The 26563-nt window shown below is 56.9% G+C and carries 26 protein-coding genes; 7 read left to right on the top strand and 19 right to left on the bottom strand.

All coding sequences use genetic code 11. The features are described 5' to 3' along the window. Window positions 1-14: 14 nt before the first annotated feature. The 11 genes from pal to NAT21_RS07315 all read right to left on the bottom strand — a co-directional run bounded on the left by pal (window position 15) and on the right by NAT21_RS07315 (window position 9278). The gene (gene pal, locus NAT21_RS07365) at window positions 15-521 is read right to left on the bottom strand and encodes a peptidoglycan-associated lipoprotein Pal (protein ID WP_250936779.1); all 507 of its coding nucleotides are present in this window, start codon (window positions 519-521) and stop codon (window positions 15-17) included. Window positions 522-571: 50 nt separating this feature from the next. After that, window positions 572-1861: a Tol-Pal system beta propeller repeat protein TolB gene (gene tolB, locus NAT21_RS07360; protein ID WP_407658239.1), complete on the bottom strand. Its 1290-nt coding sequence runs from the start codon at window positions 1859-1861 to the stop codon at window positions 572-574. An 8-nt stretch (window positions 1862-1869) separates the two neighbouring features. Further along, window positions 1870-3120, bottom strand: a complete 1251-nt coding sequence (gene tolA / locus NAT21_RS07355; protein WP_250936777.1) for a cell envelope integrity protein TolA — start codon at window positions 3118-3120, stop codon at window positions 1870-1872. 13 nt (window positions 3121-3133) lie between these two features. Next, window positions 3134-3565: a protein TolR gene (gene tolR / locus NAT21_RS07350; protein ID WP_250936776.1), complete on the bottom strand. Its 432-nt coding sequence runs from the start codon at window positions 3563-3565 to the stop codon at window positions 3134-3136. A gap of 2 nt (window positions 3566-3567) precedes the next feature. Next, window positions 3568-4260 carry a protein TolQ gene (gene tolQ / locus NAT21_RS07345; protein WP_250936775.1) on the bottom strand — a complete coding sequence of 231 codons (693 nt, stop codon included), beginning with the start codon at window positions 4258-4260 and terminating at the stop codon, window positions 3568-3570. Window positions 4261-4272: 12 nt separating this feature from the next. After that, entirely contained in the window at window positions 4273-4683 is a 411-nt protein-coding gene (gene ybgC, locus NAT21_RS07340) for a tol-pal system-associated acyl-CoA thioesterase (RefSeq protein ID WP_250936774.1), read from the bottom strand. A 14-nt stretch (window positions 4684-4697) separates the two neighbouring features. Further along, a complete protein-coding gene (gene ruvB / locus NAT21_RS07335; protein WP_250936773.1) occupies window positions 4698-5723 on the bottom strand; it encodes a Holliday junction branch migration DNA helicase RuvB in 1026 nt (341 codons plus the stop codon). A gap of 2 nt (window positions 5724-5725) precedes the next feature. After that, entirely contained in the window at window positions 5726-6337 is a 612-nt protein-coding gene (ruvA, locus tag NAT21_RS07330) for a Holliday junction branch migration protein RuvA (RefSeq protein ID WP_250936772.1), read from the bottom strand. A 98-nt stretch (window positions 6338-6435) separates the two neighbouring features. Next, the gene (gene ruvC, locus NAT21_RS07325; protein ID WP_250936771.1) at window positions 6436-6972 is read right to left on the bottom strand and encodes a crossover junction endodeoxyribonuclease RuvC; all 537 of its coding nucleotides are present in this window, start codon (window positions 6970-6972) and stop codon (window positions 6436-6438) included. A 157-nt stretch (window positions 6973-7129) separates the two neighbouring features. Beyond that, window positions 7130-8902 (bottom strand): aspartate--tRNA ligase, encoded by a 1773-nt coding sequence (aspS, locus tag NAT21_RS07320; protein WP_250936769.1) that lies wholly within the window; start codon window positions 8900-8902, stop codon window positions 7130-7132. A gap of 118 nt (window positions 8903-9020) precedes the next feature. Continuing rightward, window positions 9021-9278 carry an FmdB family zinc ribbon protein gene (locus NAT21_RS07315; protein ID WP_250936767.1) on the bottom strand — a complete coding sequence of 86 codons (258 nt, stop codon included), beginning with the start codon at window positions 9276-9278 and terminating at the stop codon, window positions 9021-9023. Window positions 9279-9484: 206 nt separating this feature from the next. Here NAT21_RS07315 and NAT21_RS07310 point away from each other — a divergent pair, with 206 nt between their 5' ends. Continuing rightward, entirely contained in the window at window positions 9485-10417 is a 933-nt protein-coding gene (locus NAT21_RS07310; RefSeq protein ID WP_250936765.1) for a D-2-hydroxyacid dehydrogenase, read from the top strand. Here NAT21_RS07310 and corA read toward each other — a convergent pair. Further along, on the bottom strand, window positions 10414-11364 hold the full coding sequence (gene corA, locus NAT21_RS07305; protein ID WP_250936763.1) for a magnesium/cobalt transporter CorA: 951 nt from the start codon (window positions 11362-11364) through the stop codon (window positions 10414-10416). The genes NAT21_RS07310 and corA overlap by 4 nt on opposite strands. 183 nt (window positions 11365-11547) lie before the next feature. On the opposite strand from corA, the gene NAT21_RS07300 reads away from it, so the two are divergent. The 4 genes from NAT21_RS07300 to NAT21_RS07285 all read left to right on the top strand — a co-directional run bounded on the left by NAT21_RS07300 (window position 11548) and on the right by NAT21_RS07285 (window position 16620). After that, the gene (locus tag NAT21_RS07300) at window positions 11548-12495 is read left to right on the top strand and encodes a nucleoside hydrolase (RefSeq protein WP_250936761.1); all 948 of its coding nucleotides are present in this window, start codon (window positions 11548-11550) and stop codon (window positions 12493-12495) included. Window positions 12496-12663: 168 nt separating this feature from the next. Further along, window positions 12664-13425 (top strand): trehalose-phosphatase, encoded by a 762-nt coding sequence (gene otsB, locus NAT21_RS07295; RefSeq protein ID WP_250936759.1) that lies wholly within the window; start codon window positions 12664-12666, stop codon window positions 13423-13425. Between the two features lie 4 nt (window positions 13426-13429). Beyond that, entirely contained in the window at window positions 13430-15211 is a 1782-nt protein-coding gene (locus NAT21_RS07290) for a glycoside hydrolase family 15 protein (RefSeq protein ID WP_250936757.1), read from the top strand. Next, the gene (locus tag NAT21_RS07285) at window positions 15208-16620 is read left to right on the top strand and encodes an alpha,alpha-trehalose-phosphate synthase (UDP-forming) (RefSeq protein ID WP_250936754.1); all 1413 of its coding nucleotides are present in this window, start codon (window positions 15208-15210) and stop codon (window positions 16618-16620) included. Before NAT21_RS07290 ends, NAT21_RS07285 begins: the two co-directional genes overlap by 4 nt. Window positions 16621-16628: 8 nt before the next feature. On the opposite strand, the gene yccX is transcribed toward NAT21_RS07285, so the two are convergent. After that, window positions 16629-16904 (bottom strand): acylphosphatase, encoded by a 276-nt coding sequence (gene yccX / locus NAT21_RS07280; RefSeq protein ID WP_250936752.1) that lies wholly within the window; start codon window positions 16902-16904, stop codon window positions 16629-16631. Window positions 16905-17041: 137 nt separating this feature from the next. Between yccX and NAT21_RS07275 the strand changes: the two genes are divergently transcribed. Continuing rightward, entirely contained in the window at window positions 17042-18115 is a 1074-nt protein-coding gene (locus tag NAT21_RS07275) for a bifunctional nicotinamide-nucleotide adenylyltransferase/Nudix hydroxylase (protein ID WP_250936750.1), read from the top strand. Between the two features lie 7 nt (window positions 18116-18122). Here NAT21_RS07275 and NAT21_RS07270 read toward each other — a convergent pair whose 3' ends face one another. From NAT21_RS07270 to NAT21_RS07245, 6 genes are all read right to left on the bottom strand, one after another. Beyond that, window positions 18123-19043: a LysR substrate-binding domain-containing protein gene (locus NAT21_RS07270; RefSeq protein ID WP_250936748.1), complete on the bottom strand. Its 921-nt coding sequence runs from the start codon at window positions 19041-19043 to the stop codon at window positions 18123-18125. A gap of 45 nt (window positions 19044-19088) precedes the next feature. Next, a complete protein-coding gene (cls, locus tag NAT21_RS07265) occupies window positions 19089-20513 on the bottom strand; it encodes a cardiolipin synthase (protein ID WP_250936746.1) in 1425 nt (474 codons plus the stop codon). 118 nt (window positions 20514-20631) lie between these two features. Continuing rightward, complete coding sequence (locus tag NAT21_RS07260; protein ID WP_250936744.1) at window positions 20632-22137, bottom strand: fumarate hydratase; 1506 nt, start codon at window positions 22135-22137, stop codon at window positions 20632-20634. Between the two features lie 141 nt (window positions 22138-22278). Further along, on the bottom strand, window positions 22279-23097 hold the full coding sequence (gene nei, locus NAT21_RS07255) for an endonuclease VIII (protein WP_250936741.1): 819 nt from the start codon (window positions 23095-23097) through the stop codon (window positions 22279-22281). A 55-nt stretch (window positions 23098-23152) separates the two neighbouring features. Further along, window positions 23153-25180 carry an excinuclease ABC subunit UvrB gene (gene uvrB, locus NAT21_RS07250; RefSeq protein WP_250936739.1) on the bottom strand — a complete coding sequence of 676 codons (2028 nt, stop codon included), beginning with the start codon at window positions 25178-25180 and terminating at the stop codon, window positions 23153-23155. A gap of 101 nt (window positions 25181-25281) precedes the next feature. Further along, on the bottom strand, window positions 25282-25506 hold the full coding sequence (locus tag NAT21_RS07245; protein WP_250936737.1) for a hypothetical protein: 225 nt from the start codon (window positions 25504-25506) through the stop codon (window positions 25282-25284). A 67-nt stretch (window positions 25507-25573) separates the two neighbouring features. Here NAT21_RS07245 and ygfZ point away from each other — a divergent pair, with 67 nt between their 5' ends. Further along, complete coding sequence (gene ygfZ, locus NAT21_RS07240) at window positions 25574-26497, top strand: CAF17-like 4Fe-4S cluster assembly/insertion protein YgfZ (RefSeq protein WP_250936735.1); 924 nt, start codon at window positions 25574-25576, stop codon at window positions 26495-26497. Window positions 26498-26563 lie beyond the last annotated feature (66 nt).

The following is a 26563-nucleotide window of genomic DNA, read 5'->3' as shown; positions in this document are numbered from 1 at the left end:
CAATACTCCGCGTCTTAGTAATCGAAGACAACGCGACGGTTTTTCTCGTAGGCGCTTTCGGAATGCCCTTGAACTGCCGGACGCTCTTCGCCATAGCTGACAACTTCCATCTGGGACGCAGGTACGCCCTGCATGACCAGGTACTGCTTGACAGCATTGGCACGACGCTCGCCGAGGGCCAGGTTGTATTCGCGGGTACCGCGCTCGTCAGCATAGCCCTGCAGGACAACGCTGGCGTTCTGATTGGCCTTCAGGTATGCCGCGTGGCCATTCAGGACCTGCTCGTACTGGGACTGAATGGTGTCCTGGTCGAAATTGAAGTAAACGGTCATGACGCTGGGCATCTGAACGTTCATGTTCTGTCCGTCCATGCTCTGGCTGCTGTCGCCGGAGATGGTAGAGGAACCACTGGACATACCGCTTCCTGCGCCGTCCTGAGTGCCACCACCGCTGGAGCAACCTGCAATCATTGCAAATGAAAGTGCTGCGGCCAGAGTCTTGGCTGAAGTGGTAAACTGCATGTGAACTCTCCTTGCTCTTGGAAAAAAACCACAAAATCTAACGTAGTAAATCAGTTCGTGTAAGGCGACCATGCCGGCTCACGAACATTCCCTTTTGTTGACGGGATAACAAACTCGGCCTTGCCATCATCAGAGACCAGACCAAGAACACCTTGTGTTCCCCGCTGAGTGGCATATTCCACCATTGTTCCATTCGGTGCAATGGTCGGCGCCTCATCCCAGTGAGTTTTTGTCAAGATTGTAACTCGTCCTGTATCAAGATCCTGACGCGCAATCCTGTAACCGCCGTTATCCCTGGTCACCATGAACACGCGCTTGCCATCAGGACTGTAGTGACCACCGGCATTATAGTTGCCGGTAAAGGTCAGCCGCGTGGCGCTGCCCCCGCCAAAGGTATACTCATAGAGCTGGGGTGCGCCGCTACGATCTGAAGTAAAGAGTAACTTCCGGCCATCAGGCGACCAGCTTGGTTCAGTGTTGATGGCGCTGCTATTGGTGATACGCGTCAGACCTCGGGTGGCCAGATCCATGATATAGATTTCAGGATGACCATCCTTGGACAGGGACATGGCGAGGCGCTTGCCGTCCGGCGACCAAGCCGGTGCACCGTTGATGCCCTTGAAGGAGGTCAGCTTGACGCGCTTGCCGCTGGCGAGCTGCTGTACATAAATGGCAGGTCGTCCACCTTCAAAGGACACATAAGCAATCTTCTGACCATCAGGTGACCAGGCCGGCGACAGGATCGGCTCGCTGGAACTCAGTATCTGCCGTGAGTTGTAACCGTCATAATCCGCGACATTCAGTGTGAAGTGCATGTTCTTGTCGGCACCGGTAGCACTGACATAGGCAATACGCGTCGAAAAGGCACCACGAACATCAGTGATCTTCTTGTAGATCTGATCGGAAATGTAGTGTGCACTGGCACGGAGCTGATTCTGGGAGGCACTGACAAACTGACCCAGCAGGCGCGTCTGGCCAAGGACGTCATGCAGCTCGTAACTGACCTTGTACCCGCCATTTTGTGGTTCGATGCGTCCGACTACCACATAGTTGGCGTTGACCATTTTCCAGTCACTGTAATTGATGGCATCACCGCTGCCGGGCAACGCGATCAGGTCCTGACGGGCCAGTGGATCAAAACGACCACTGTGTTCAAGATCATCAGCGACTACCTGAGCCATATCAACACTCGGTGACGCCCCATCCGTCTTGAACGGTACCACGGCGATCGGGATGGCCTGGGCATTGCCCTTGGTAATTTCAATCGTGAGGTCGTTGGCAGCAAGTGCTGCACGACTCATCAGCAAGAGGCAGGTCATTACTGCCAGCGCGTTAAACATCCGTTTCATCAGCGCACATCCTCCGGATTAAACAGCAAATTGAATTCCCTGAACTGCCGCTGCTGCGATGACGGCAATTGCTGCAGCTCCTTGAACGGAGCAGCCTGCTGTACAGCACGTATTGCCGACTGATCAAAGGCCTGGTCACCACTGCTACGTATTACACGCACATCGATCAATTCGCCTGTCGGCAACAGTTTGAGCGTTAGTGTAGCCTGTGTGCCCTTTGCCACATTATCAGGCTGACGCCATGCCTGCTCAACGTACCGGCGCACCAGGTTCTTGAAACCATTGGCAGCTTCTCGCCCCTGTTTTGCATTGGCAATGGACTGCTGCTCATCACTTACTGCGCTGCCGAATGCGTCCTGACTTGCGGCAGCGGCTGCAGCGGCAAGCCGTTTTTCACGGTCGGCTTTCTTCTTCGCTTCGGCTTCGGCTTTCTTCTTCGCTTCGGCTTCGGCTTTTTTCTTCGCTTCGGCTTCGGCTTTTTTCTTCGCTTCGGCTTCGGCTTTCTTCTTCGCTTCGGCTTCGGCTTTCTTCTTCGCTTCGGCTTCGGCTTTCTTCTTCGCTTCGGCTTCGGCTTTCTTCTTCGCTTCGGCTTCGGCTTTCTTCTTCGCTTCGGCTTCGGCTTTTTTCTTCGCTTCGGCTTCGGCTTTTTTCTTCGCTTCGGCTTCGGCTTTTTTCTTCGCTTCGGCTTCGGCGGCGGCCTTCTGCTTGGCTTCGGCTTCGGCGGCGGCCTTCTGCTTGGCTTCGGCTTCGGCGGCGGCCTTCTGCTTGGCTTCGGCTTCGGCGGCGGCCTTCTGCTTGGATTCGGCTTCAGCGGCGGCCTTCTGTTTGGCTTTGGCTTCAGCGGTGGCCTTCTGCTTGGCTTCGGCTTCGGCGGCGGCCTTCTGCTTGGCTTCGGCTTCGGCGGCGGCCTTCTGTTTAGCCTCCGCGTCTTCACGTTGCTTCAAATCAACCGCTGCAGCATCCGTATCCGGTGTCGTGTCAGGCGCAGCGGTATCCGTGTCCGGCTCAGGGGTTTCCGAACGCTCTGCCGGCGCATCTGGGGTGGCAGTGCCTTTGGCTTCCTCTGGGCGTTGAGCCTGATCGGTCACCGTCTCCATTTGCACCAGCGTCGCATTGACGATGGCATTGGACGTTTCTTCTGGAGTTTTCTGTGGCCATGTCCAGATCGATAGCCCCAGTATTCCGCCATGTATACACAGGGCTAGAATGGTCGGGAGCACATAGCCTGGCTGGCGCGGCTGATTCGCCATGGTAGTTACCCTGTCACTGACCGCTGGGTGGATCTGAAATCAACCCGACATTGGGCACACCCGCTGTCTGGAGCGTGCTCATCAAGGTCACGATCTGACCGTAGGTTGCGTTGGTATCACCGCGCACCATGACCGGTGTTCCCGGAGTACGCTTGATGACCTTCACGACCTGCTCTCCCAGACCATCCAGCGTCACGGGCTCTTCATGATCCCCCAGGTTCAGGTAATAGTTGCCCTCCCTGTCTACGGACACGATCAGGGGATCAGCCTGATTTTCAATCGGGCTGGAGCTGACTTTTGGTAACTCGACATCAACGCCCTGGGTCATCATTGGTGCGGTAATCATGAAGATGATCAACAGCACCAGCATGACATCAATGAAAGGCACCACATTGATTTCACTGGACAGCTTGCGCCGCTTTCGGCGGTTGTAAGGGCCTTGCATGATCAGTGCTCCCGAGCATCGTCCTGAGCGCGCGACTGGACGTTACGATGCAAAATGGAATGGAACTCTTCGGCAAAATCTTCAAGACGGCCCAGTTGACGATCACTTTTGGTCGACAGGCGGTTATAGAAGATAACAGCGGGAATGGCCGCAAACAGGCCCATGGCCGTGGCAACCAGAGCTTCAGCTATCCATGGCGCGACTGTGGCAAGCGTCGCCTGCTGTGCATTGGCCAGTGCCTGAAAGGAACCCATGATGCCCCAGACCGTACCGAAAAGGCCGATATAGGGACTGGCCGAGCTGATGGTCGCCAGGATGGGGAGATGCTCATTCAATCGCTCTTCCTCACGGGAAAGGGCAACCCGCATGGCACGCTGCACACCGTCCATCACATCCTGATTGCTGCGGGCCTTGGGCATCAAACGATTGAATTCACGGAAGCCGGCACGAAAGACATGTGCAGCACCGGTAGCCCCTTCAGACGGCACGTCACGATACAGCTCATTGAGATCAACGCCTGACCAGAATCGTTCTTCGAACGTATCGTACTGACGACGCTCGGCACGCAGGGCGAAGGTCTTTCGGAAAATCAATATCCAGGACAGCACCGAGGCGGCCAGAAGGATCAACATGACCACCTGAACAATCAGGCTGGCATGCAGGAAAAGGGAAACAATGGACATCGAATCGTTCACGGGGGGTCCTCGTCAGGGCTGCGTTAACAGGTCGTTTTTCAAAGCAGTTTCAAGTACACCCGGCCAGCGCGTCGGGCGCAGCCGCTCGGTATCTATACAGGCAATGTCGACCTCGGCGGAAAACAGATGTTCCCCCTTGCGGTCAATTTGCTGGTCGAAGGTGACCGCACAGGAGGAAAGTCCCTTGACGGTCGTTGTAACTTCAAGCGCATCGTCCAGTCGGGCCGGCCTGATGAAGCGACAGGAGAGACTTCGTACCACAAGCTGCACCTGCGAGCCCATCAGCGACTGCTGCTCAAATCCCAGTGTGCGCAGCCACTCGGTACGGCCGCGCTCCAGAAAATTGAGGTAACGGGCGTGGTACACAATCCCGCCGGCATCGGTATCCTCGATATAGACTCTCAACGAGAACGTATGGGACATGATCTTCCTTGTATCTACAGGGACTCATCAGGTGCCTGTGAGGGCACCGCAATCTCAAAATGCTCATAGGCAAGCCGGGTGACCATACGTCCTCGAGGCGTACGCAGCATGAAGCCCTGCTGAATCAGATATGGCTCCAGCACATCTTCAATCGTATCGCGCTCTTCACTGATGGCCGCCGCCAGACTTTCTACCCCGACCGGCCCACCGTCGAACTTTTCGATCATGGTCAGCAGCAGGCGGCGGTCCATGTGATCAAGCCCGAGGCGATCCACATGCAGCATATTGAGTGCTGTATCGGCAATACCGGCAGTCAATCGGCCATCGCCCTTGACCTGAGCTACATCCCTGACCCTGCGCAGCAGCCGATTGGCAATCCTGGGCGTACCTCGTGCCCTGCGGGCAATTTCAAGCGCGCCCGGAGCATCACTGTCCATGTCAAGCAGCCGCGCCGAGCGCGAGACGATCTGACTGAGATCATCCACTGCATAAAATTCAAGGCGCTGAACGATACCAAACCGGTCACGCAGCGGCGATGTCAGAAGACCGGCTCGCGTGGTGGCGCCTACCAGAGTAAATCTGGGCAGATCGATCTTGATCGAACGGGCTGCCGGGCCTTCGCCGATCATGATGTCGAGCTGAAAATCTTCCATGGCCGGGTAAAGCACTTCTTCGATGTGCGCTGACAACCTGTGAATCTCATCGATGAAAAGCACGTCGCCTTCATTGAGACTGGTCAGCAAGGCTGCAAGATCCCCGGCCTTTTCCAATACAGGCCCGGACGTCGATGTCAGCTCACCGCCCATCTCGGTGGCGATGATATTGGCCAGTGTGGTCTTGCCCAGCCCGGGCGGCCCGAAAATCAACGTGTGATCCAGTGCATCACTGCGCTGCCGAGCCGCTTCAATAAAAATACCCAACTGCTCCCGCACCCGTGGCTGGCCAATGTAATCAGCCAGGCGCCTGGGACGAATGGCATGATCAACACGTGCCTCGCTGCTGTCGGCTCGCGGGCTGATCAAACGATCGGACTCGATCATGTTCAGCGTCCTGTAGCCATTTTGCGGGTCAGCGCTGCCTTGATGAGCGCCTCAGTAGCCTGCTCTACGTCCAGATCAGCCAGCATTCTGGCAGCCTCCGTGGGCTTGTATCCCAGAGCAATCAGCGCCGATTCCGCATCAGCATAGTTGTTGCCGGCGGCAGGGATATCCTGCCCACCCTGCTCGGCGTACAGGTCGTTACCAGACGTCCAGCGGGACAGGCGATCACGTAATTCAATGATCAAACGCTCCGCGGTTTTCTTACCCACACCGGGCAGGCGCGTCAGCGCCTTGCTGTCTTCATCATGAACACACTGGATCAACATCTCGCGTTCCATGCCGGACAGAATGGTCAGTGCCAGCCGCGGACCTACGCCGGAGATACGAATCAGCTCACGGAACAACAGCCGTTCCTGCTCGTGGGAAAAGCCATACAACAGATGCGCGTCTTCCCGAACAGCCAGATGGGTATAAAACATCGCCGTCTGGCCAGGTTCCGGTGCAGCGATCAGCGTATTCATGGACGCTTCCAGCTCATAGCCGACTCCGTGGACGTCAATGACCACATAGGGAGGGCTCTTTTCGATAATCGTTCCGTACAGACGGCCAATCATTGCTTGAAATTCCAGTGCTTAGGGCATGTGCAAGCCGTCACTATACTGGCGGCCCGAGTCAATGACCAGACAGGCTGCGTTACACCAGGTATTTCATGTCACCCCTGGTAATTACGCCAGCTGCCACGCCCGGAGCCTCGGCGTTTTTCACTGTGAGAGCGACCGGACACACCACGTGAGGAGTAATGGTGTGTCAGTGCAATGGCAAGCGCATCCGCGCCATCACTTTGCAGTGGTCCATCGATGCCCAGTGTCAACGTGACCATCTGCTCTACCTGGTGCTTGTCCGCGTTACCGTGGCCGGCAATGGTTTGCTTGACCAGTCGCGCAGCATATTCGGACACCGGAAGGCCATGGTTGGCGCCGCAGACGATGGCAGCGCCGCGCGCCTGCCCAAGCTTGAGCGCGGAATCGGCATTCTTGGCCATGAATACCTGTTCAATGGCCAGCTCTTCAGGCCGGTGCATGGCAATAAGTTCAGCCACGCCGGCATAAACCTGGGCCAGCTTCTGTGGAAGGTTATCTGCCGTGATCCGAATACACCCGCTGTCGATGTAGGCAAGTGATGTGCCTTCGACACGGATGACACCAAAACCGGTTCGTATCGACCCTGGATCAATACCGAGAATAATCATGACGTCGTTTTATACTCCCTGTCAGCCTGGCCCTTGCCGGCAAGCATCCGGTAGTCGGCATTCAAGGGCCGAAAACCGGATTGAAGTGATACTGGCACTATAAACAAGGACGCCGCTCACGGGGAGCGGCGTCTGGCAGTACCCTGTTGATACACCGTTATTCGGCAGCGGCAGCCTTGGCGCGCAGACGAATATTGAGCTCCTTGAGCTGCTCGGGAGATACCTCGCCCGGTGCATCGGTCATCATGCAGGCAGCGCTCTGGGTTTTCGGGAACGCGATGACATCACGAATCGTACGCCCACCGGTCATCAGCATGACCAGACGATCCAGACCGAAGGCCAAACCACCATGCGGCGGTGCACCGTACTGAAGTGCATCGAGCAGGAAGCCAAACTTCTCGCGAGCTTCATCGTCATGAATGCCCAGCACCTCAAACACGGTCTGCTGCATGGCCTGATCATGGATACGGATCGATCCGCCACCAAGCTCGGTGCCGTTCAATACCATGTCATAAGCTCTGGAAAGCGCCTGCTCGGGATTGGCCTTCAATGCTTCCGGCGAGCAGGATGGCGCGGTAAACGGATGGTGCAGCGCGCTCAGACGACCGTTGCCATCAGCTTCAAACATCGGGAAGTCGATGACCCAAAGTGGCGCCCACTCCTGGGTATAAAGATCCAGATCCTCGCCCAATTTGACGCGCAGCGCACCGATGGCCTCGGAAACCACGCGTGCATTGTCTGCCCCGAAGAACACGATATCGCCGTCTTCAGCACCTACCCGATCAAGCACCTGCTCAACGACCGACCCCATGAACTTGACGATGGGAGACTGCAGGCCTTCCAGCCCCTGACTGCGATCGTTGACCTTGATATAGGCCAGTCCCTTGGCACCATAGATGCCCACAAAACGGGTATATTCGTCGATCTCCTTGCGGGTCAGTCTGGCACCCTGGGGCACACGAAGCGCAGCGACACGGCCATTTTCATCGTTGGCCGGACCGGAGAAGACCTTGAAGTCAACGTCACCCAGCAGGTCATCAACGTCGACCAGTTCAAGCGGAATGCGAAGATCCGGCTTGTCGGAGCCAAAGCGACGCATGGCATCGGCATAGGTCATCTGCGGGAAATCAGGCAGTGTCACGTCCAGCACATCTGCAAACAGCTGACGAATCATTTCCTCGGTCAGCCCCATAATGTCCCTTTCCTCGACAAAGGAGGCTTCAAGGTCAATCTGGGTAAATTCAGGCTGCCGATCGGCACGCAGGTCTTCATCGCGGAAGCACTTGGCGATCTGGTAATAGCGATCAAACCCGGACACCATCAACAGCTGCTTGAAAAGCTGCGGTGACTGGGGCAGTGCGAAGAACTGACCGGCGTGTGTCCGGCTGGGCACCAGATAGTCGCGAGCTCCTTCCGGCGTAGCGCGGGTCAGGATTGGCGTTTCGATATCAAGGAAGTCATTCTTTTCCAGGTACGCGCGAACGCTGTGCGTGATGCGTGACCGCAGACGAAGCCTGTCGATCATTTCAGGGCGGCGCAGGTCGACATAACGATACTTGAGGCGTGTCTCCTCACCCACCTTGCCATGCTCGTCGAGCTGGAATGGCGGTGTCGCGGCAGTATTGAGAACGTTGACCTCGAACGCCAGCACTTCAATCATGCCGGTAGGCATATTGGCATTGGTGGTTCCTTCCGGACGTGGCCGAACGCGTCCCTTGATCTGCAGCACATATTCACTGCGCGCCCGATCGGCTTCGGCAAAGGCGTCGGCGGTATCCGGGTCGACCACTACCTGTGCGACGCCTTCCCGATCGCGCATGTCCAGGAAAATCACACCACCGTGATCACGGCGGCGGTGCACCCAGCCACACAGGGTCACGTCCTGGTCCACCAGAGTCTCGTTCAATTGGCCGCAATAATGGCTGCGCATGCTGTATCAATCCCGTACTGATTCACTGAAAAAGGCAACGGCTCGCAGGCGTTGCCTGCCGAGCCGTCCATGGTGCAGCCATGACCCGGATACCGCGTCATCACTGCGAGGTAGATGATTATGTCGATGATGCCTTGTCACTGCCCGAGGAGGAAGTACTCCCCCCTTCGCCGGCCAGATTGCGTTTGGTTCCCGACGACTTGAAGTCGGTTTCATACCAGCCACCGCCTGCCAGTCTGAACCCGGCTGCGGATACAAGACGTTCAAGGGCCGGCGCATCGCAGGCCGGACATTCGACCAGTGGCGCGGCACTGATCTTCTGAAGCTTCTCAAGGCGCTGACCACACGCCTTGCATTGGTATTCATAGATGGGCATGTTAACTGATCCTGACATGATGCGGCCCGTGCCGCTGACTACCCGAGTCACCTGTGGCGTTACCCTGCAATATTACAGGGAACAGACAATCCGATATCAAGGTGCCGACCTTGAAACCGAATCAGGCCTGCCAGCCAATACACCATAGTATAGCGCGGCAGCCTCCCGGGTCGGCAAGTCGCTATTATCCGCAACCTGGAGCTGACATGAAAGCCGTACTGCTCGATAGTGCCTCATTGGGCGAGGGAATCGATTTTTCTCCCCTGAAGCGTCACGTTGACACCCTGATCCTGCATGACCAGACATCACCTGCTGACTGTGCCTCACGCGTCAGCGAGGCTGACATTCTTCTGACCAACAAGGTCGTGATCAATGCCGAGGTCATGAACGCCGCACCCAACCTTCGCCATATCTGTGTTCTGGCGACCGGCACCAACAATATTGACCTTGAGGCCGCTGAAGAACGGCATATCAGTGTCAGCAACGTTGAAAACTACGGCACCGCCTCGGTGGCTCAGCATACGTTGATGATGATACTGGCACTGGCCACCCGGCTTCCGCTCAACCAACACAGTGTCAGGGCCGGAGACTGGCAGCAAAGCCCGTTTTTCTGCCTGCTGGATCATTCGGCCCTGCAGCTGGCCGGGCGACATCTGGTCATCGTGGGTGAAGGCACGCTGGGACGTCGAGTCGCCGAGATGGCACGCGCCTTCGACATGACCGTTACCTTTACCGCTCGTCCGGGCAGTGACAACGATTCGCGCCCGGCTCTTCATGATGTATTGCCGGATGCGGATATAGTGAGCCTTCATTGCCCATTGACCGAAGCTACGCGGCATCTGATCGATACCGAGGCCCTGTCTCTCATGCAGCCTCATGCACTACTGGTCAATTGCGCTCGCGGCGGGATCATCGATGAGGTCGCAGCACTCGACGCTCTTCGCCACGGGCGGATTGGCGGACTGGCCGTCGACGTACTTCCCGTGGAACCTCCAAGGGATGGCCACCCGTTGATTGATGCCACCTCAGAGGCACTCAATCTGATTGTTACACCACACAGCGCCTGGACCACACTTGAAGCCCGGCAAAGAATCATCGAGCTGACCAGCAACACCCTGGCACAACGCCAACAGGGCTAAAGCCATTTCTTCCAGCGGAAGAACAGATAGGTTCCCAGGGCCGACACACACATCATCACCAGCGCCATGGGATACCCCAGTTCAAGATTCAACTCCGGCATGAACTGGAAGTTCATGCCATAAATGCTGGCAATCAGCGTCGGGGGCATGAACACGACGGCAGCTACCGAAAAGATCTTGATGATTCGACTCTGGTCCATGTTGGTAAAGCCCATGGCGACATCCAGCAGGAACTTTATCTTTTCAAATATGAAGGCGGTATGAGGGTGCAATGAATCGATGTCCCGCAGCATGTCGGTAATTCTGTCACGTCGACGCTGCCCCTCTTCCCGGTCTCCTGCGTGACGCATCATGTTACGTAATGCCCGCTGGGTATCCAGAAGTGCCAAACGCACGATATCGTTATACCCCTCCTGGGTCAGCAGATCCCGCAGCGTATCTTCCAGTGCCTCCGGCGTCATGGCCTGATGTGCAATTCGCTCAAGCGTGGCGTAAATGTCTTCAACCTGGTCAGCCAGGTAGTCGACCTTCATTTCCATCAGAGCCAGAAATATTTCCCAGGGATGGGTTGGCCTGAGCCGCTGCCGGCGCAGGTGGTTGCGAAGCAGACGCAACATGCCGGTCTCTTCATTGCGCAGCGTTACCAGCAGGGTTTCGGACAGATGAAACGAGATATTGATGCCACGTGCTTCGCGCTTTTGACGGTGCGGGAACAGGGAGGTGACACGTACCCCATCGCTATCGACCTGAAATCGCGATGAAGACTCTATTTCGTCCAGATCCTCTGCAGTAGGCAATTCCTTGTCAAACAGCTTTTGAAGCCAGGCGTGTTCACGCTCATCCGGTTGGCAGGCATCGACCCACAGGGTTGCCGGTGGCAGTGCTTCTCCCGGGATCCCTTCAACCGTCTCGAGACGTTCCTTTTCACGGTAATAAATCGTGATCATAAATGGATCTATCCTGAAGTATTCATCTTAAGATAACGGTATAAAAACAATTGGTAATGCCGTTATCCTACTCTTTTTCAATCAGTAAATCGCAGGCTACTGAAATCCGGGACAAAACTTGCTTTTCGTGTCTTTAGAGGTGAAAGTTTTGCCTGGTTTCATTGCACTAAAAAGGAAACAACGATGCGAACACCCATTATTTTCGATACCGATCCAGGCGTTGATGATGCCCAGGCCATCGCCCTGATCATGGCTGACCCGGATATTGAAGTGCTGGGCATGACCACTACCTACGGCAACGTACCGGTCGAGACAGCCACATCCAACGCGCTGCTGCTCGCCGAACTGGGTGGTCACTCCATTCCTGTTGCGCAAGGTGCTGCTCGCCCCCTGAGCAAGACTCCCAACCCCTTCCCGACCTTTGTGCATGGCGTCAATGGTTTGGGGGATATCGACCTTCCCACCCCGACAACCCGCGCCGTGGATACGACAGCGGCTCAGTTCATCGTTGACGAGACCCGCAAGCGTCCCGGTGAAATCACACTGGTTGCCGTGGGCCCGCTGGGTAACCTGGCCGTCGCCCTGCAGCTTGACCCGACACTGGTTGACCGGGTCAAACAGGTGATTGTCATGGGCGGCAGTGTCAAGCAGGGAGGCAACGTCACCCCGCTGGCCGAAGCCAATATCTATTCCGACCCTCACGCCGCGCATCGCGTATTTACTGCCGGCTGGCCGCTCGTCATGGTGGGGCTGGATGTTACCCACAAGACACATATCGATCCCGAGCGCATGGCACGCATTGCCAAGGGCCAGGGAAAACTGGGTGAAGTACTGGCTGACAGCTACAGCTTCTACGCGGATTTCTACCGCAAGGCGCTGGGCATCAATGGCTGCTGCCCGCACGACAGCTGCGCCGTGGCATGGCTCAAGCACCCGGAACTGTTCAAGACCGTTCGCGGCCACATGAGCGTGATTACTGACGGGCTGGCACAGGGTCAGACTGTCTTTGCGCCGGAAAGCGCGGTATTTGCAGAAGATCGCTGGTCCCAGACTCCATTGATCGATGTCTGCATGGAAGTTGACGGTGAGCGTGTTTCACAATGGATCGAGGATGTACTGACCAGCCACTGAGCCTCGCCGTTATCGACGGACACTGGCGCAAATGCCAGTGTCCTCTTACCCTTTCGATAGTCCTTATATTCTCCGGACTCATACAGGCATGTGCCACAGCGCATGTGCTATCTGACTCGGCTGTAAACTGAGCCGCCTACATCATTGACACAAGGAGTGAGTCACTCGATGTCAGCCCCGGAACGCCTGTCACCTCCCCCCCTTTCACCGGATCGCCACTGGGCGCTGTTTCTGGATGTCGATGGTACGCTGACACCCCTGATGGACCGCCCTGAAGATGTCCGGCTGACCGAAGACGTCATCTCACTCATCGAAAGGCTGGACCAACGGCTTCAAGGCGCCCTGGCCGTGGTCAGTGGCCGAGCGATCGATAACCTGACCCCGCTTCTTTCCCCCCTGGATATTGCCATGGCCGGCCAGCATGGTGCCGAGCGGCGTGACCAGTACGGGTACCATCAGGCGGATGTCCCCGAATCCCTGATTGATCATGTGCGAGACGCCCTGCACGAGTTTGCTGAACAGCACGACGGGATCAGCATTGAACACAAGGGCGGAAGCCTGGCACTTCATTACCGAAACGCACCGGATCTTTACGACCGAGCACGTGAATATATCGATAATCTGCTGGCTGGCTGCGATAAGCAGATGACCGCGCATGAAGGCAAGTGCGTGATCGAACTCAGAACATCGAGCGACCACAAGGGCGACGCGATTAGAGCCTTCATGGAAAAGCCTCCCTTTGCAGGCCGTATTCCGGTATTTCTGGGCGATGACGTGACCGATGAGGATGGTTTCGGCACGGTAACTGAGCTTGACGGCCTGACCATCAAGGTCGGTGATGGACCTACCTGTGCCATCTACTGGCTGGAGGGCCCGGAACAGGTGGCCCAATGGCTATCGGACAGTCTGGATTCTCTCAAAGAGGCCTAATGCCATGTCTTCTCTCGAGCTTGCACTGATCGGTAACTGCTGTGTTTCCGCCCTGATTGATACACGGGCCAGCATGACCTGGGCCTGCCTGCCAAGGCTTGATGATGATCCGGTGTTTACCGCTCTGCTGGATGATGACAACGCAGACCAGGGTCGATTTGATCTGGCCCTGGCCCATCAGTCTGACCTTGAGCAGCACTATGTACGCAACACGGCCGTACTGCGCACGGTGCTGACCGACAAGGCAGGACAGCAGGCCGAGATCTTCGACTTTGCTCCCCGGTTCGAACAGTACGGACGGTTTTTTCACCCTCGGATGCTTGTTCGCCACATTCGTCCGCTCAAGGGGACACCACGGCTGAAGGCTCATATTGCGCCGATGACAGAGTTCGGCCAGCCCCCTCACCAGATAACCCATGGCAGCCATCATATTCGCTACGTCGGCGAACAGCGCACCCTGCGCCTGACCAGCAATGCACCGATTACTTCGCTGCAGGACGGCATGCCCTTTCTGGTGGACACCCCCATCACGCTGATCTTCGGTGATGACGAAACCATAACCGAATCACCCGATACGCTGGGTGAGCGGTTTTTGACCAGAACAACGCAATACTGGCAAGCCTGGGTGAGGAACCTGTCAATTCCCTATGAATGGCAGGATGTGGTCATACGCTCTGCCATCACTCTGAAACTCAACACGTTTGAGGATACCGGCGCAGTGATTGCCGCTGTCACCTCATCCATTCCTGAATCGGCCGACAGCAGCCGAAACTGGGACTATCGATTCTGCTGGCTGCGCGATGCCTGCTTTGTAGTCGCAGCCCTGAATCAGCTGGGTGTCACCCAGACGATGGAAGGGTTTTTACGGTATATCATCAATATTGCGGCAGACAGCGAGGACGGCTACCTGCAGCCGGTATACAAACTCAATGGCCAGGGGCGAATCCATGAAAACCAGGTAGCCTCACTGGCCGGCTATCGCGGCATGGGTCCGGTTCGGGTTGGAAATGACGCCTGGCAGCAGGTTCAAAACGATGTATATGGCTCGGTTATTCTTGCTGCCGGCCACATGTTTCTCGATCAGCGTCTGCCGCGAGCAGGAGACCTCCCCCTGTTTGAACAGCTCGAGCGCCTTGGCACCAAGGCCGCTCGCATGTTCGACCAGCCCGATGCGGGGCTGTGGGAATTTCGCGGGCGGGCCGAAGTCCACACGTTTTCCGCCGTCATGTGCTGGGCTGCCTGCAACACCCTTGCCCGCATTGCCGGTCATCTGGAGCTGCCCGAGCGCCAACAGCACTGGACACGGACATCACGCCGGATCCATGAACACATCTGCTCCGAAGGCTGGAGTGATACACGTCAAAGCTTTGTCTCCTCGCTGGGTGGCGATGCCATGGATGCATCACTGCTTTTATTGCAGCGCCTCGGCTTTTTGAGCGCTGATGATCTACGCTTCAAGGCAACCGTGGAAGCCATTGAGCAGGAACTTAGAATCGATGACTTTTTTTACCGCTACATTGCTCCAGATGATTTTGGTGTGCCGGATGTATCCTTTACTGTATGCAACTTCTGGTACATCGATGCGCTGGTGGCGCTGGGCCGAAAGGATGAGGCCCGAAGGCTCTACCAGCGCATGGTCGAATTGAGAAACCGCTTCGGTCTACTGTCGGAAGATGTGGACCCGCGTACCGGCGAGCTCTGGGGAAACTTCCCGCAGACCTACAGCATGGTAGGTCTGATCAATTCGGCCAGACTTTTAAGTAAACCATGGGAGGATATCTTTTGAGTAACAGTGAACAGGACAGCCAGTTGATCGTTGTCTCCAACCGCGTCCCCAATCCGGACGGCGGCAGCGGTAACCAGGGAGGGTTGGCTGTTGGCGTAATGACGGCATTGCAGCAGGCTGACGGCCTGTGGCTTGGCTGGAACGGCAGCATCGACGATGATGAGCATGCCAGGCTGGAGCATTACGACTTTGATGGTGTTCGCTTTGCCACCTTTCCTCTGACGGAAAACGATCACAAGACCTATTACACCGGCTTTTCCAATGAAATGCTCTGGCCGCTGTTTCACTATCGTCCTGACAAGGTCGAATACAGTCGGGAAAATCTTGAAGGCTATCTGCGTGTCAATCAGCGTTTCGCTGACCACCTCATGCCGTTGATCAAGGACAATACTCGTGTGTGGGTACATGACTACCATCTTGTGCCGCTGGGTCATTACCTGAGAGAAACCGGTGCCGACGCGCCACTGGGGTACTTCCTTCACATTCCCTTTCCCCCCTGGGATGTACTGCGCATTCTTCCGGATTACGAAAATCTGCTGCGGTATCTGAGTGCTTATGACCTGATTGGCCTTCAATCCGATGTCGATCTCAAGAACTTCAAGGATTGCATGACCATGGCCCTTGACGCCGTCGAACACGATGACGGCATGCTGGAGGTTGATGGCCGCCGCTTCAGGGCGGAAAGCTATCCGATTTCCATTGATGTTCAGGCTGCCCAGGAAATGGCTCAGGCCGGCGTCACCTCATCGGCCGGCAAGCGACTGCAGCGCTCACTGGGGGATCGCCCACTGGTGATGGGTGTGGACCGTCTGGATTACAGCAAGGGCGTTTACAAGCGCTTCCAGGCCTTTGAGCGCCTGCTCGAAAAGCAGGAGCATCAGCGGGGCAATGTCGTCTTTATCCAGATCTCACCGCCCTCACGAACCGATGTTCATGAATATGCCCAGTTGCGCACCACACTTGAGCGTGTAGCCGGCCATGTGAACGGACGTTTTGCCGACTACGACTGGACTCCGCTTCGCTATCTGAATCGTGGTTACAGCCGTGAAGCCATCATGGGCTTTTTACGCATGAGCCGGGTGGGCTTTCTGACACCGCTGCGTGATGGCATGAACCTGGTCGCCAAGGAGTTCGTCGCTGCCCAGGACCCGGAAGACCCGGGCGTGCTCATCATCTCGCATCTGGCCGGCGCTTCCTGGGAGCTGAGCAAGGGAGCGCTGGTCTGCAATCCCTACGACATCGATGGTGTGGCCGACATGCTGGAACAGGCCCTGACAATGTCACTGGACGAGCGCAAGACCCGGTGGCGTACCATGATGGATGTGCTGGAAAACAATGACATCCATCACTGGAGCCAGAACTTCCTGGATGAACTGATGGATGTCAGGCTGAACCGTTCGGCAACCTGACGTCACTCTCACCCGGTAGTAAATTCATTGTGTATCGAGGTCTCGGCCTGCTCCATGGCCGCGACCTCGACATGTGCCACCCGTGCATGGGGTGGCCCCTTGTCAAGCCAGGCTATCAATGCCTGCACGGCAGACCTGTCCCCTTCAGCCAGTACATCCACGCGCCCATCTTCCAGATTGCGGGCATAGCCACCAAGTCTGAGCTCTCGGGCCTTTTCCCGAGTCGCGTAACGAAACCCCACACCCTGCACGTGCCCGCTGACAACCGCTTTTTGTCGGTACATGCTTTCGACTCCCCGTCGTTGGTTCAGCGATACAGCCTGGTGGATAAAGGACAGCGGTTCAAATTGCACCTGTCTGTGGAACCGGCATAATACCTTCGTTACATATGCCTTTTACGATGTCCCGAAAGAGAACCTGTATGCCTGAGAAGGTGTTTGATTGCCTGGTCTTCATTGGCCGTTTCCAGCCCCCTCACCGTGGGCACATTGAAGTGATCGCACAGGCACTTTCAAAAGCCGAACAGGTCATTGTGCTGATAGGTTCCGCCTGGCAGGCTCGTTCCCTGCGCAATCCATGGACATTCGATGAACGCGCCGAGATGATTCGAGCCTGTATTGGTAGTGAGGATCAGAGCAGACTGACCATGGTGCCCCTGCTTGATGCCCTGTACAACGATGATATCTGGGTGCGCGACGTTCAGAAAAAGGTGCGGGACCTGGCCATGCAGCCTGCACAGAAGCTGCCGAAGATAGCCCTGATCGGAGCACGTCAGACTCGGTCGAATTATTTTCTGACCCTGTTCCCCCAGTGGCAGTCCGTAAGTGTCGATCCACTGGACGGCATTTCCTCGGAAGATATCCGCGTCCCATTGTTCCACAATGCCGACACCGCCAGAGCGTACCTCGCCCCGACACCACACCCCACGCTCGAGGCGCCGGTGACGGCACGACTGTCGCAGTTTATGGACACGGAACACTGGCAGGCCCTGCATCAGGAACGTCAGCTTCTAGAGCAGTATCAACGCGCCTGGCAGGATACGCCTTATCCCCCCATGTTCATTACCGTCAATGCGGTGGTGGTGCAGTCCGGGCATGTCCTGCTGGTCGAACGACGAGCCGCACCAGGCAAGGGGCTTTATGCCCTGCCTGGCGGATTTGTTCAGCCTCAGGAACGGCTGGAGGATGCCTGTTTTCGAGAGTTGCGGGACAACATTCGGCTCAAGGTACCGGAACCGGTACTTCGAGGGTCCCTAAGGGCGCATCGCCTGTTTGATGACCCCCATCGCAGCTGGCGGGGCCGAACACTGGCACAGGCCTTTTATCTGGCACTGCGCCCGGAGCAACGACTGCCCGAGGTGCGCATGCCACGCACCTCGCGTCACAAGGCTGTCTGGCTGCCCCTGGCCGATCTCGATCCGGAACAGCTGTTCGAAGATCACTTTTTCATCATTCAGAGTTTTCTGGGATTACCTGCAGGTTATAACGCCTCCTGAGCAACGTTCAGGGACTTTCCAGAAAGTCCCTGGGCAGTTTCTGCAAACGCTTCCAGAGCCGCTCGACGCCTGGCTTGTGCACCAGCGAGCACCGATACAGCCGGATCTCCAGAGGAATATCCCACTGTTCGCCACCGGCCCGCACCAGCCGATGATGATGCAGGTCATCCCGAATACAGAACTCGGGAATCCACGCCACCCCCGCGCCCTCAAGGGCCATGCCCTTCAACCCCTCGGCCATCGCCGTTTCATAGACCGTCTTGAGCCGCATTCGCAACGGGTCATTTTTCAGTAGCATGCGCACGCTGCGTCCCAGAAAGGCGCCCTGGCTATAGCTCAGAAAAGGCAACGAGCCGGAAGAATCAAGGGAAAAGGACGGTGCGCCGTCCTCGTTGGGCACGCTGATCGGTACCATCCGCACCTGAGCAACCGAAAAGGAGGGAAAGGCTTCACTATCGAGCTGCATGGTGGCGTAAGGATCATGGTAGGCCAGCATCAGGTCACAGTTGCCTTCACGCAGCACATGGATCGCATCACCGACGTTCATGGCCGTCAATCGTGTCGGCAATTCACCGACGCCCTTTTGCAGCCGTGAGATCCACTTTGGATAAAACCCGAGGGCCAGCGAATGTGCTGCCACGATATCCAGCGCCTCATTGGCCATTTCCAGCCCGCGCAGATGCCCCAGGCATTCACTTAACTGCTCGACCAGGTTACGCGCCGTGATCACGAACAGCTGCCCTTCCGGCGTCAGGGTGACCGGCGTAGTCGAGCGGTCTACCAGCTGCGCGCCCACGGCCTGCTCAAGTGAGCGAATACGGCGACTGAATGCCGGCTGAGTGACATGGCGCTGACGCGCCGATGCAGAAAAGCTGCGCGTATTGGCCAGCGCCACAAAGTCTTCCAGCCATTTCGTTTCAAGATTCACAATCGCCGTCCTGCTCGTCACCGATGCAGACCGTCCGGTCTGTTGTTATTGAATCGGCGCGGCCAGATATGCCGCCCGGGAGATGATCTTGCGCCACAGCGGGCGCGACTGTACCTCATCCAGAGATACTTCACGGCTTACCTTGAAATCCTGCTCGAGCATGGCCTCGACCGACCGGGCAAATGCCGGTGAGGGAATATACGCAGTAATCTCGAAATTAAGCCTGAACGACCGGTTATCCAGATTCACGGTACCCACTGATGCGGTATCGTTATCGACCAGAAACACTTTCTGGTGCATGAACCCCGGCTGGTAGCGATAAATACGAACGCCGGCGTTGATCATGTCGGGCAAAAATGAAAATGCCGACAGAAATACCAGCAGGTGATCAGGATGCTCCGGCATCAGTACCCGAACATCCACCCCTCTGAGGGCAGCCAGTTTCAAGGCGTCCTGAACGCCCTGGTCCGGAACAAAATACGGGCTGGTGATCCAGAAACGGTAATGCGCGCCATGAATGGCCTGCTGAATGATCAGGCTGGCGGTTTCCTGATGATCTGCCGGACCGGAAGGAACAATCACGACATGGTGATCTCCATGGCTGGACAGGCGCGGCGTCCAGTTCAGTGCAAGAATGGTACCGGTGGCCCAGTGCCAGTCTTCCCAGAATGCTTCCTGCAGTCCCAGCACTGCCGGGCCGGTCAATGTCATGTGCGTATCCCGCCAGTGACCATAGCGCGGGCTTTCCCCCATGTATTCATTACCGACATTCAAACCACCGACCCAGCCGCGCAGCCCATCGGCAATCATGATCTTGCGGTGGTTGCGGAAGTTGACCTGAAAACGGTGACGCCAGCCGCGGGACGACCCGAACCGGGAGACCTCGACACCGGCCGTCTGCAGTTCGACCAGATAGGCCTCGGGCAGTTTGCGGCTGCCAATCTCATCATACAAAAAGCAGACACGTACCCCGCGCTCGGCGCAGCGGCACAGGCGGCGCTTCAACTCCTGCCCCAACCGGTCATCGCGCACAATGAAGAACTGAATAAGCAGATAATTCTCGGCCCGTTCAATTCCTCTGAACAGACTGTCAAAGGTCGCCTGACCATCAATCAGCAATTCGGGATGATTGCCCCGGGACATCGGCATCATGGCGAGTCGCTCGACCGCGACCAGACGACGCTCATCGCTTTCGGGGCGGGAAAAGAACGGCGTAAGATCACGACGAAAGCGGGTGAGTACCTGACGAAGCGATGAATCCCGCTCTTCCCGCGCTGATACATAGCCGTAAAACCGCGGTCTGCCGAAAACCCAGTAGGCAGGCAGCGCAAGATAGGGGAAGGTCAGCAGGGAAATGATCCACGCGATGGCGCCCTGGGACGTCCGGCTCGACATCAACGCCATCAGTGCAGAGAGTGTTCCCAGCACATGAAAGATGATGATGATTACACCACCCAGTATCGCGGTCATCGTGGTGCCTGCCTGTTGAGACCCAATGGAAAAGCCAGGGCAAGCCCTGGCTGACATTCATGCATGGTGCGAAGGATACACGAGGTATGCGCTCAAAGGGAGCGATACCCCCTGCCCGTCACCCCTGCTGTGCAATAATATCCCGCCACTTCGCCGGACCACTCTGATGCACTGAATTTCCGCCGGCATCCACTGCAACCGTCACCGGCATGTCCTCGACATCAAACTCGTAGATGGCTTCCATGCCCAGGTCCTCGAACGCAACCACGCGGGACCTTTTAATCGCCTGAGCCACCAGATAGGCCGCTCCGCCGACCGCCATCAGATAGGCCGCCTTGTGATCACGAATGGCTTCAATGGCTACCGGGCCACGCTCGGCCTTGCCGATCATGCCGGCCAGACCGGTCTGCTCCAGCATGGTACGAGTAAACTTGTCCATGCGAGTTGCCGTGGTCGGGCCTGCCGGACCCACGGCTTCGTCACCAATGGGATCAACCGGGCCCACGTAATAGATGAAGCGTCCCTGCAGATCAACCGGCAACGACTCGCCCCGACCCAGCATATCCACCATGCGCTTGTGCGCGGCGTCACGACCGGTCAACAGCTTGCCGGACAGCAGCAGCGTATCACCAGGCACCCAGCTCTGGATCTCCTCGGCGGTTACCGTGTCCAGGTTTACCCGCTTGACGCCCTCGCCCGCTTCCCAGGTAATATCAGGCCAGTCATCCAGTGACGGTGCCGGCAATTCTGCAGCACCACTGCCATCGAGGGTAAAATGTACGTGCCGGGTAGCGGCACAGTTGGGAATGATCGCCACCGGCTTGTTGGCGGCATGGGTCGGGTAATCCAGCACCTTGATGTCCAGCACCGTGGTCAATCCGCCCAGTCCCTGTGCGCCGATGCCGGTCTGGTTGACCTTATCGAACAGTTCGAGACGCAACTCTTCACTGCGCGTAGTAGCGCCACGAGCCTTCAGCTCCTGAATGTCGATCGGCTCCAGCAGGGATTCCTTGGCCAGTTGCATTGCCTTCTCGGCCGTGCCGCCAATACCGATGCCCAGCATGCCCGGCGGACACCAGCCAGCCCCCATTTTGGGGATCTGTTCCAGCACCCAGTCCACGACGCTGTCCGACGGGTTCAGCATGGCAAACTTGGACTTGGCTTCACTGCCACCTCCCTTGGCCGCAACATGAATCTCGACGGTATTTCCCGGCACCAGCTTGTGATGAATGATGGCTGGCGTATTGTCCCTGGTATTCTGGCGCTTGCCATCCGGGTCGGCCAGCACGGAAGCCCGCAGGATGTTATCCGGCAGGAGATAGGCGCGCCGCACCCCTTCATTGACCATGTCGTCCAGGCTCATCTCGGCATCCCAGCGTACATCCATGCCCACATGCACGAATACCGTAACAATGCCGGTATCCTGACAGATGGGACGGTGGCCAGTGGCACACATGCGCGAGTTGATCAAAATCTGTGCAATGGCATCCCGCGCCGCTGGATTTTCTTCCCGCTCGTAGGCCGCATTCATGGCCTGAATGAAATCCTTTGGATGGTAATACGAGATGTACTGCAACGCATCGGCGACGCTATCGATAACGTCGTCCTGACGAATCACGGTCATTAAGGGTACTCCTCATCATTTTTTGGTCAAAAAAGACGACGGTCAGCGTCCTTTCAGCGGCAAAAGTATACTGGAAACAAACCGTCAATGTCCCTTGAGCAGGCACTCTAAATGGGACTCGAAAAAAGATAACGGTATAAATCAGGATTGGCAGTGGGGACAGTAATACAGCCGACGTGAATTACAGGGGCGCTTTTCCACCAGCGTGCCACAGGCAAAACAGGGCTCACCCGCCCGATTGAATACAGCATGACGCCACACACTGCGTCTGAAACCCTGCGCCTGCAGCGGCGCACGCCACTCGGGTGTGTTGGTTACTCCGGCCTCACGCCAGGCCTGTACTGTTATTTGACGTATCATATCCGCCAGTCGGGTGATGGCGCGAGTCGATAGTTCATTCGGCCGCCAGTGCTCACGGAGCCCGGCGTAGAACAGTATCTCGGAGCGCAGATAGTTGCCGATACCAGCCACCAGCCCCTGATCCAGCAAAAGCGACCCAATCTGGCGTCCAGCGAAGCGCCTTGACGTCAACCGCTCGACCAGGGCGTCGGTCTGCACATCGTGAGTAAGCAAGTCAGGTCCCAGCCGGGACAGAAACGGATGCGTCGGCAGGTCATGTTCGTCCCACAGCGAAATGCTCGAGGCACTGTAAAGTCTGGCCACATGAGTGGAGGTAGCCAGTGCAGCCCGCAATGAACGGGTCGATGACAATGGCTGCTCACGTCGTTCAATCCGCCAGCGTCCGTACAACTGATTATGGCTGTACAGCACCTGCCCATTGTCAAAGTGGGTTAAAAGCGCCTTGCCCCAGCTGTCGACATGAGTTACCCGATGAGAAAGCAGCTGAATTTCAGCCGGTTTGAGTTCTGCAAAGGCAAACCAGACATCCGCAAGCGGCCGCCCCGCCAGCACACGATTCAATCGGTCAGCCACGCGACGAATTTCCGGTCCTTCGGGCATCGGTATCAGGCCTCCCTGCCTGTGATGTGTAATACGCTACTGAAGCATGACGTCACTACTTGAATTCGATCAGCCGCTCGTTGAGGGCATGAATCTGATCACGTAATCCAGCGGCCTTTTCAAACTCCAGGTTCTGCGCGGCCTCATACATCCTGTCTTCCAGTTGCGACAGCCGTTCCGTCAGCTGAGCAACACTCATGGATTTAAGATCGTCAACGCCCAGGTTCGCCTCATCATTACCCTGGCTCTTGCGCCCACGAGTCTTCTTGCTGCCCGGGGCCTGAGCGCCCTCCATGATATCGGCCACGCTTTTGGTAATGGTCCGCGGAGTTATATTGTGCTCTTCGTTGAACGCCAGCTGTTTTTCCCGCCGCCGTGCCGTTTCATCCATGGCCCGCTGCATGGAACCGGTAACACGATCACCGTAGAGGATGGCCTTGCCATGGGCGTTACGCGCTGCACGGCCGATGGTCTGGATCAGGGAACGATCAGACCTTAGAAATCCTTCCTTGTCGGCGTCCAGAATGGCCACCAGCGAGACTTCCGGGATATCCAGTCCTTCACGCAGCAGGTTGATGCCTACCAGCACGTCAAACTTGCCCAGCCGCAGATCGCGAATGATTTCAACACGTTCGACGGTATCAATGTCCGAGTGCAGATAACGTACCCGAATATCATGCTCGGCCAGGTACTCGGTCAAATCCTCGGACATCCGCTTGGTCAGCGTGGTAACCAGTACCCGCTCTCCGACCTCAAGGCGAATGCGAATCTCGGAAAGCAGATCGTCTACCTGAGTGGTAGCCGGACGCACCTCGATTTCAGGATCCACCAGCCCGGTCGGCCGTACCACCTGCTCCGCAACCTGATCGGCATGCTCCTGCTCATACGGACCCGGTGTGGCAGAGACGAAAATGGTCTGGGGCAGGATGCCTTCCCACTCTTCGAAGGTCATCGGGCGATTATCCAGCGCCGAAGGCAGCCTGAAACCGTATTCCACCAGGGTTTCCTTTCGCGAACGGTCGCCTCGATACATCCCGCCAACCTGGGGGACACTGACGTGAGACTCATCAATGAAGACCAGCGCGTCCTTGGGCAGGTAGTCGAAAAAGGTCGGAGGTGCATGGCCGGGCTCACGGCCGGACAGATAACGAGAGTAGTTTTCAATGCCATTGCAGTACCCCAGCTCCAGCATCATCTCGATGTCGTACAGGGAACGCTGTTCAAGCCGCTGGGCCTCGACCAGCTTGTCGTGCTTGCGCAGATAGTCGAGGCGCTCCTTCAGCTCATCCTTGATGGAATCAACAGCCTGCAGGATGGTGTCACGCGGCGTGACGTAGTGGCTTTTCGGGTAGATGGTCATCCGTGGCACCTTGCTGGCCACTTCGCCGGTCAGCGGATCAAACAGGCTGATGGTATCGATCTCATCATCGAAGAGCTCTACCCGCACTGCCTGCTCATCGGAGTCTGCCGGAAAGATATCGATGACATCACCCCGTACCCGGTATGTACCACGCCGGAAATCCATGTCGTTGCGCGTATACTGAAGCTCTGCAAGCCGCCTCAGGAAGGCTCGCTGATCAATCTGCTCACCGCGATTGAAATGGAGCCGCATCTTCAGGTACTGATCCGGATCCCCCAGGCCGTAAATCGCCGAGACCGATACCACAATCAGTGCATCGCGACGCTCAAGCAGGGCCTTCGTCGCCGACAGGCGCATCTGTTCGATGTGATCATTGATGGAGGCATCCTTTTCGATGAAGGTATCGGATGACGGTACATAGGCCTCGGGCTGATAATAATCATAATAGGAAACGAAATACTCGACGGCGTTGTCCGGAAAAAAGGCCTTGAACTCACCGTAGAGCTGGGCTGCCAGCGTTTTGTTGGGTGCCATGACAATCGCCGGGCGCTGAAGGGTTTCCACTACGTTGGCCATGGTGAATGTCTTGCCGGAACCGGTCACGCCCAGAAGCGTCTGGAAGGCAAGCCCCGCCTCAATACCATTGACCAGCGAGGCAATGGCTGCAGGTTGATCACCGGCCGGCTGATACGATGACTTGATTTCAAACGCCTTGTTGCTCATGAAGCCTCCATGCATAAAAAAACAGTGACGCTGCGTACGCACCGCCACTGTATATATAGCCACCCCCTGCATCTTGCAAGGGTATCAGCCCATCAACACGTTCATCCCTTGCGTGCCTTGAAGCCGAGCGGGCTCAGCGCCCGATTGACCTGCTCCAGCGAGGTCTGACCGTCGACATGGGCAAATGACAACCCGATTTCAACGCTGTCAACGCCGTCAAGCATCATCAATGCCGTCGTGGCCTGGTTCACATCATCTGTCGTCTTGAGTCCTTCAAGGGTAAAGGCCATGGCCATACCGGTATCTCCTGTCTTGACTTTAGCCACTCTGGGCCCCATCACAAGGTAACAAAACGATGACCCTATCGCAGCAACAGTCACGCGGGAGCCTTGCATGAACGACAGGACCGATACGACCCCGACCCTCGGGTCCACCTTCAGCATCATCGAGTTTGCGGGGGCCGATAGCGCAAAATTGCTGGAAGGCCAGGGGTCTGCCGCCACCGCCAGCGCCAACGGGCATTTCGCCCCTTTAGTATGCTTCTGCACTCCCAAGGGCCGCATGCTGGCCAATGGACAACTGATTCGGCGCGATGAAACCACCTACTGGTTACTGACGACCGCTACCCTGGCCGAAGACCTGCTGACCCACCTCAAGAAATTTGCCGCCTTTTACAAGACAACCTTACGTCTGAGAAGTGAGTTGGCCATTCAGGGATTCATTGCACCGGACGCGACGCTGCTTGATGGCCCCCTGCCGGATACGGCATGGCACACCAGTGCCTGTCAGGACGGCGTACTGATACGCCACCCGGGAGAACATACAAGAATCCTGCGCATTGCCGAACAGCCACTGGATACCGACATCCATGCCGATACTGCCTCTTGGCAGCTTGAAGATGTCAGAGCCGGGGTCTATTGGCTGGAACATACCCAGCGTGAACAGTGGCTCCCGCAAATGATCAACTGGGAAGCTCTGGGTGGAATAAGCTTCAGGAAGGGATGTTATACCGGTCAGGAAGTGGTAGCGCGGGCCCATTACCGCGGACAGGTCAAGAAACGCCTGATGCATCTGGCAACCGGCATGCTGGTTCAGGACATCCATCCGGGCGACCCGGTCGAAAATGATGCAGGCAAGAATGTCGGTACCGTTCTGCGTGTCGCTGACGGTGAACACCAGCAGGAACTGCTGGCCGTGGTTAATGTCGCGGCACTGGACGCCCCCATGCTGACCTGTGGCCATGCACTGACTCAGGTGCCCCTGCCATACCCACTTGAGCGTCTGGACCCTGAAAGCCTGGTGCACTCCCCGTCCTGAAGCACGACGCCTGAAAGTCCCGCACACATGCTTTTCAGGGGCACTGACAGGTATAGCCTGTCGGTC

Source organism: Larsenimonas rhizosphaerae (genome assembly GCF_023700005.1).
Taxonomy (GTDB): domain Bacteria; phylum Pseudomonadota; class Gammaproteobacteria; order Pseudomonadales; family Halomonadaceae; genus Larsenimonas; species Larsenimonas rhizosphaerae.
Note: the sequence above shows the minus strand (reverse complement) of the source record. Positions and strands in the feature narration are given on the sequence as shown.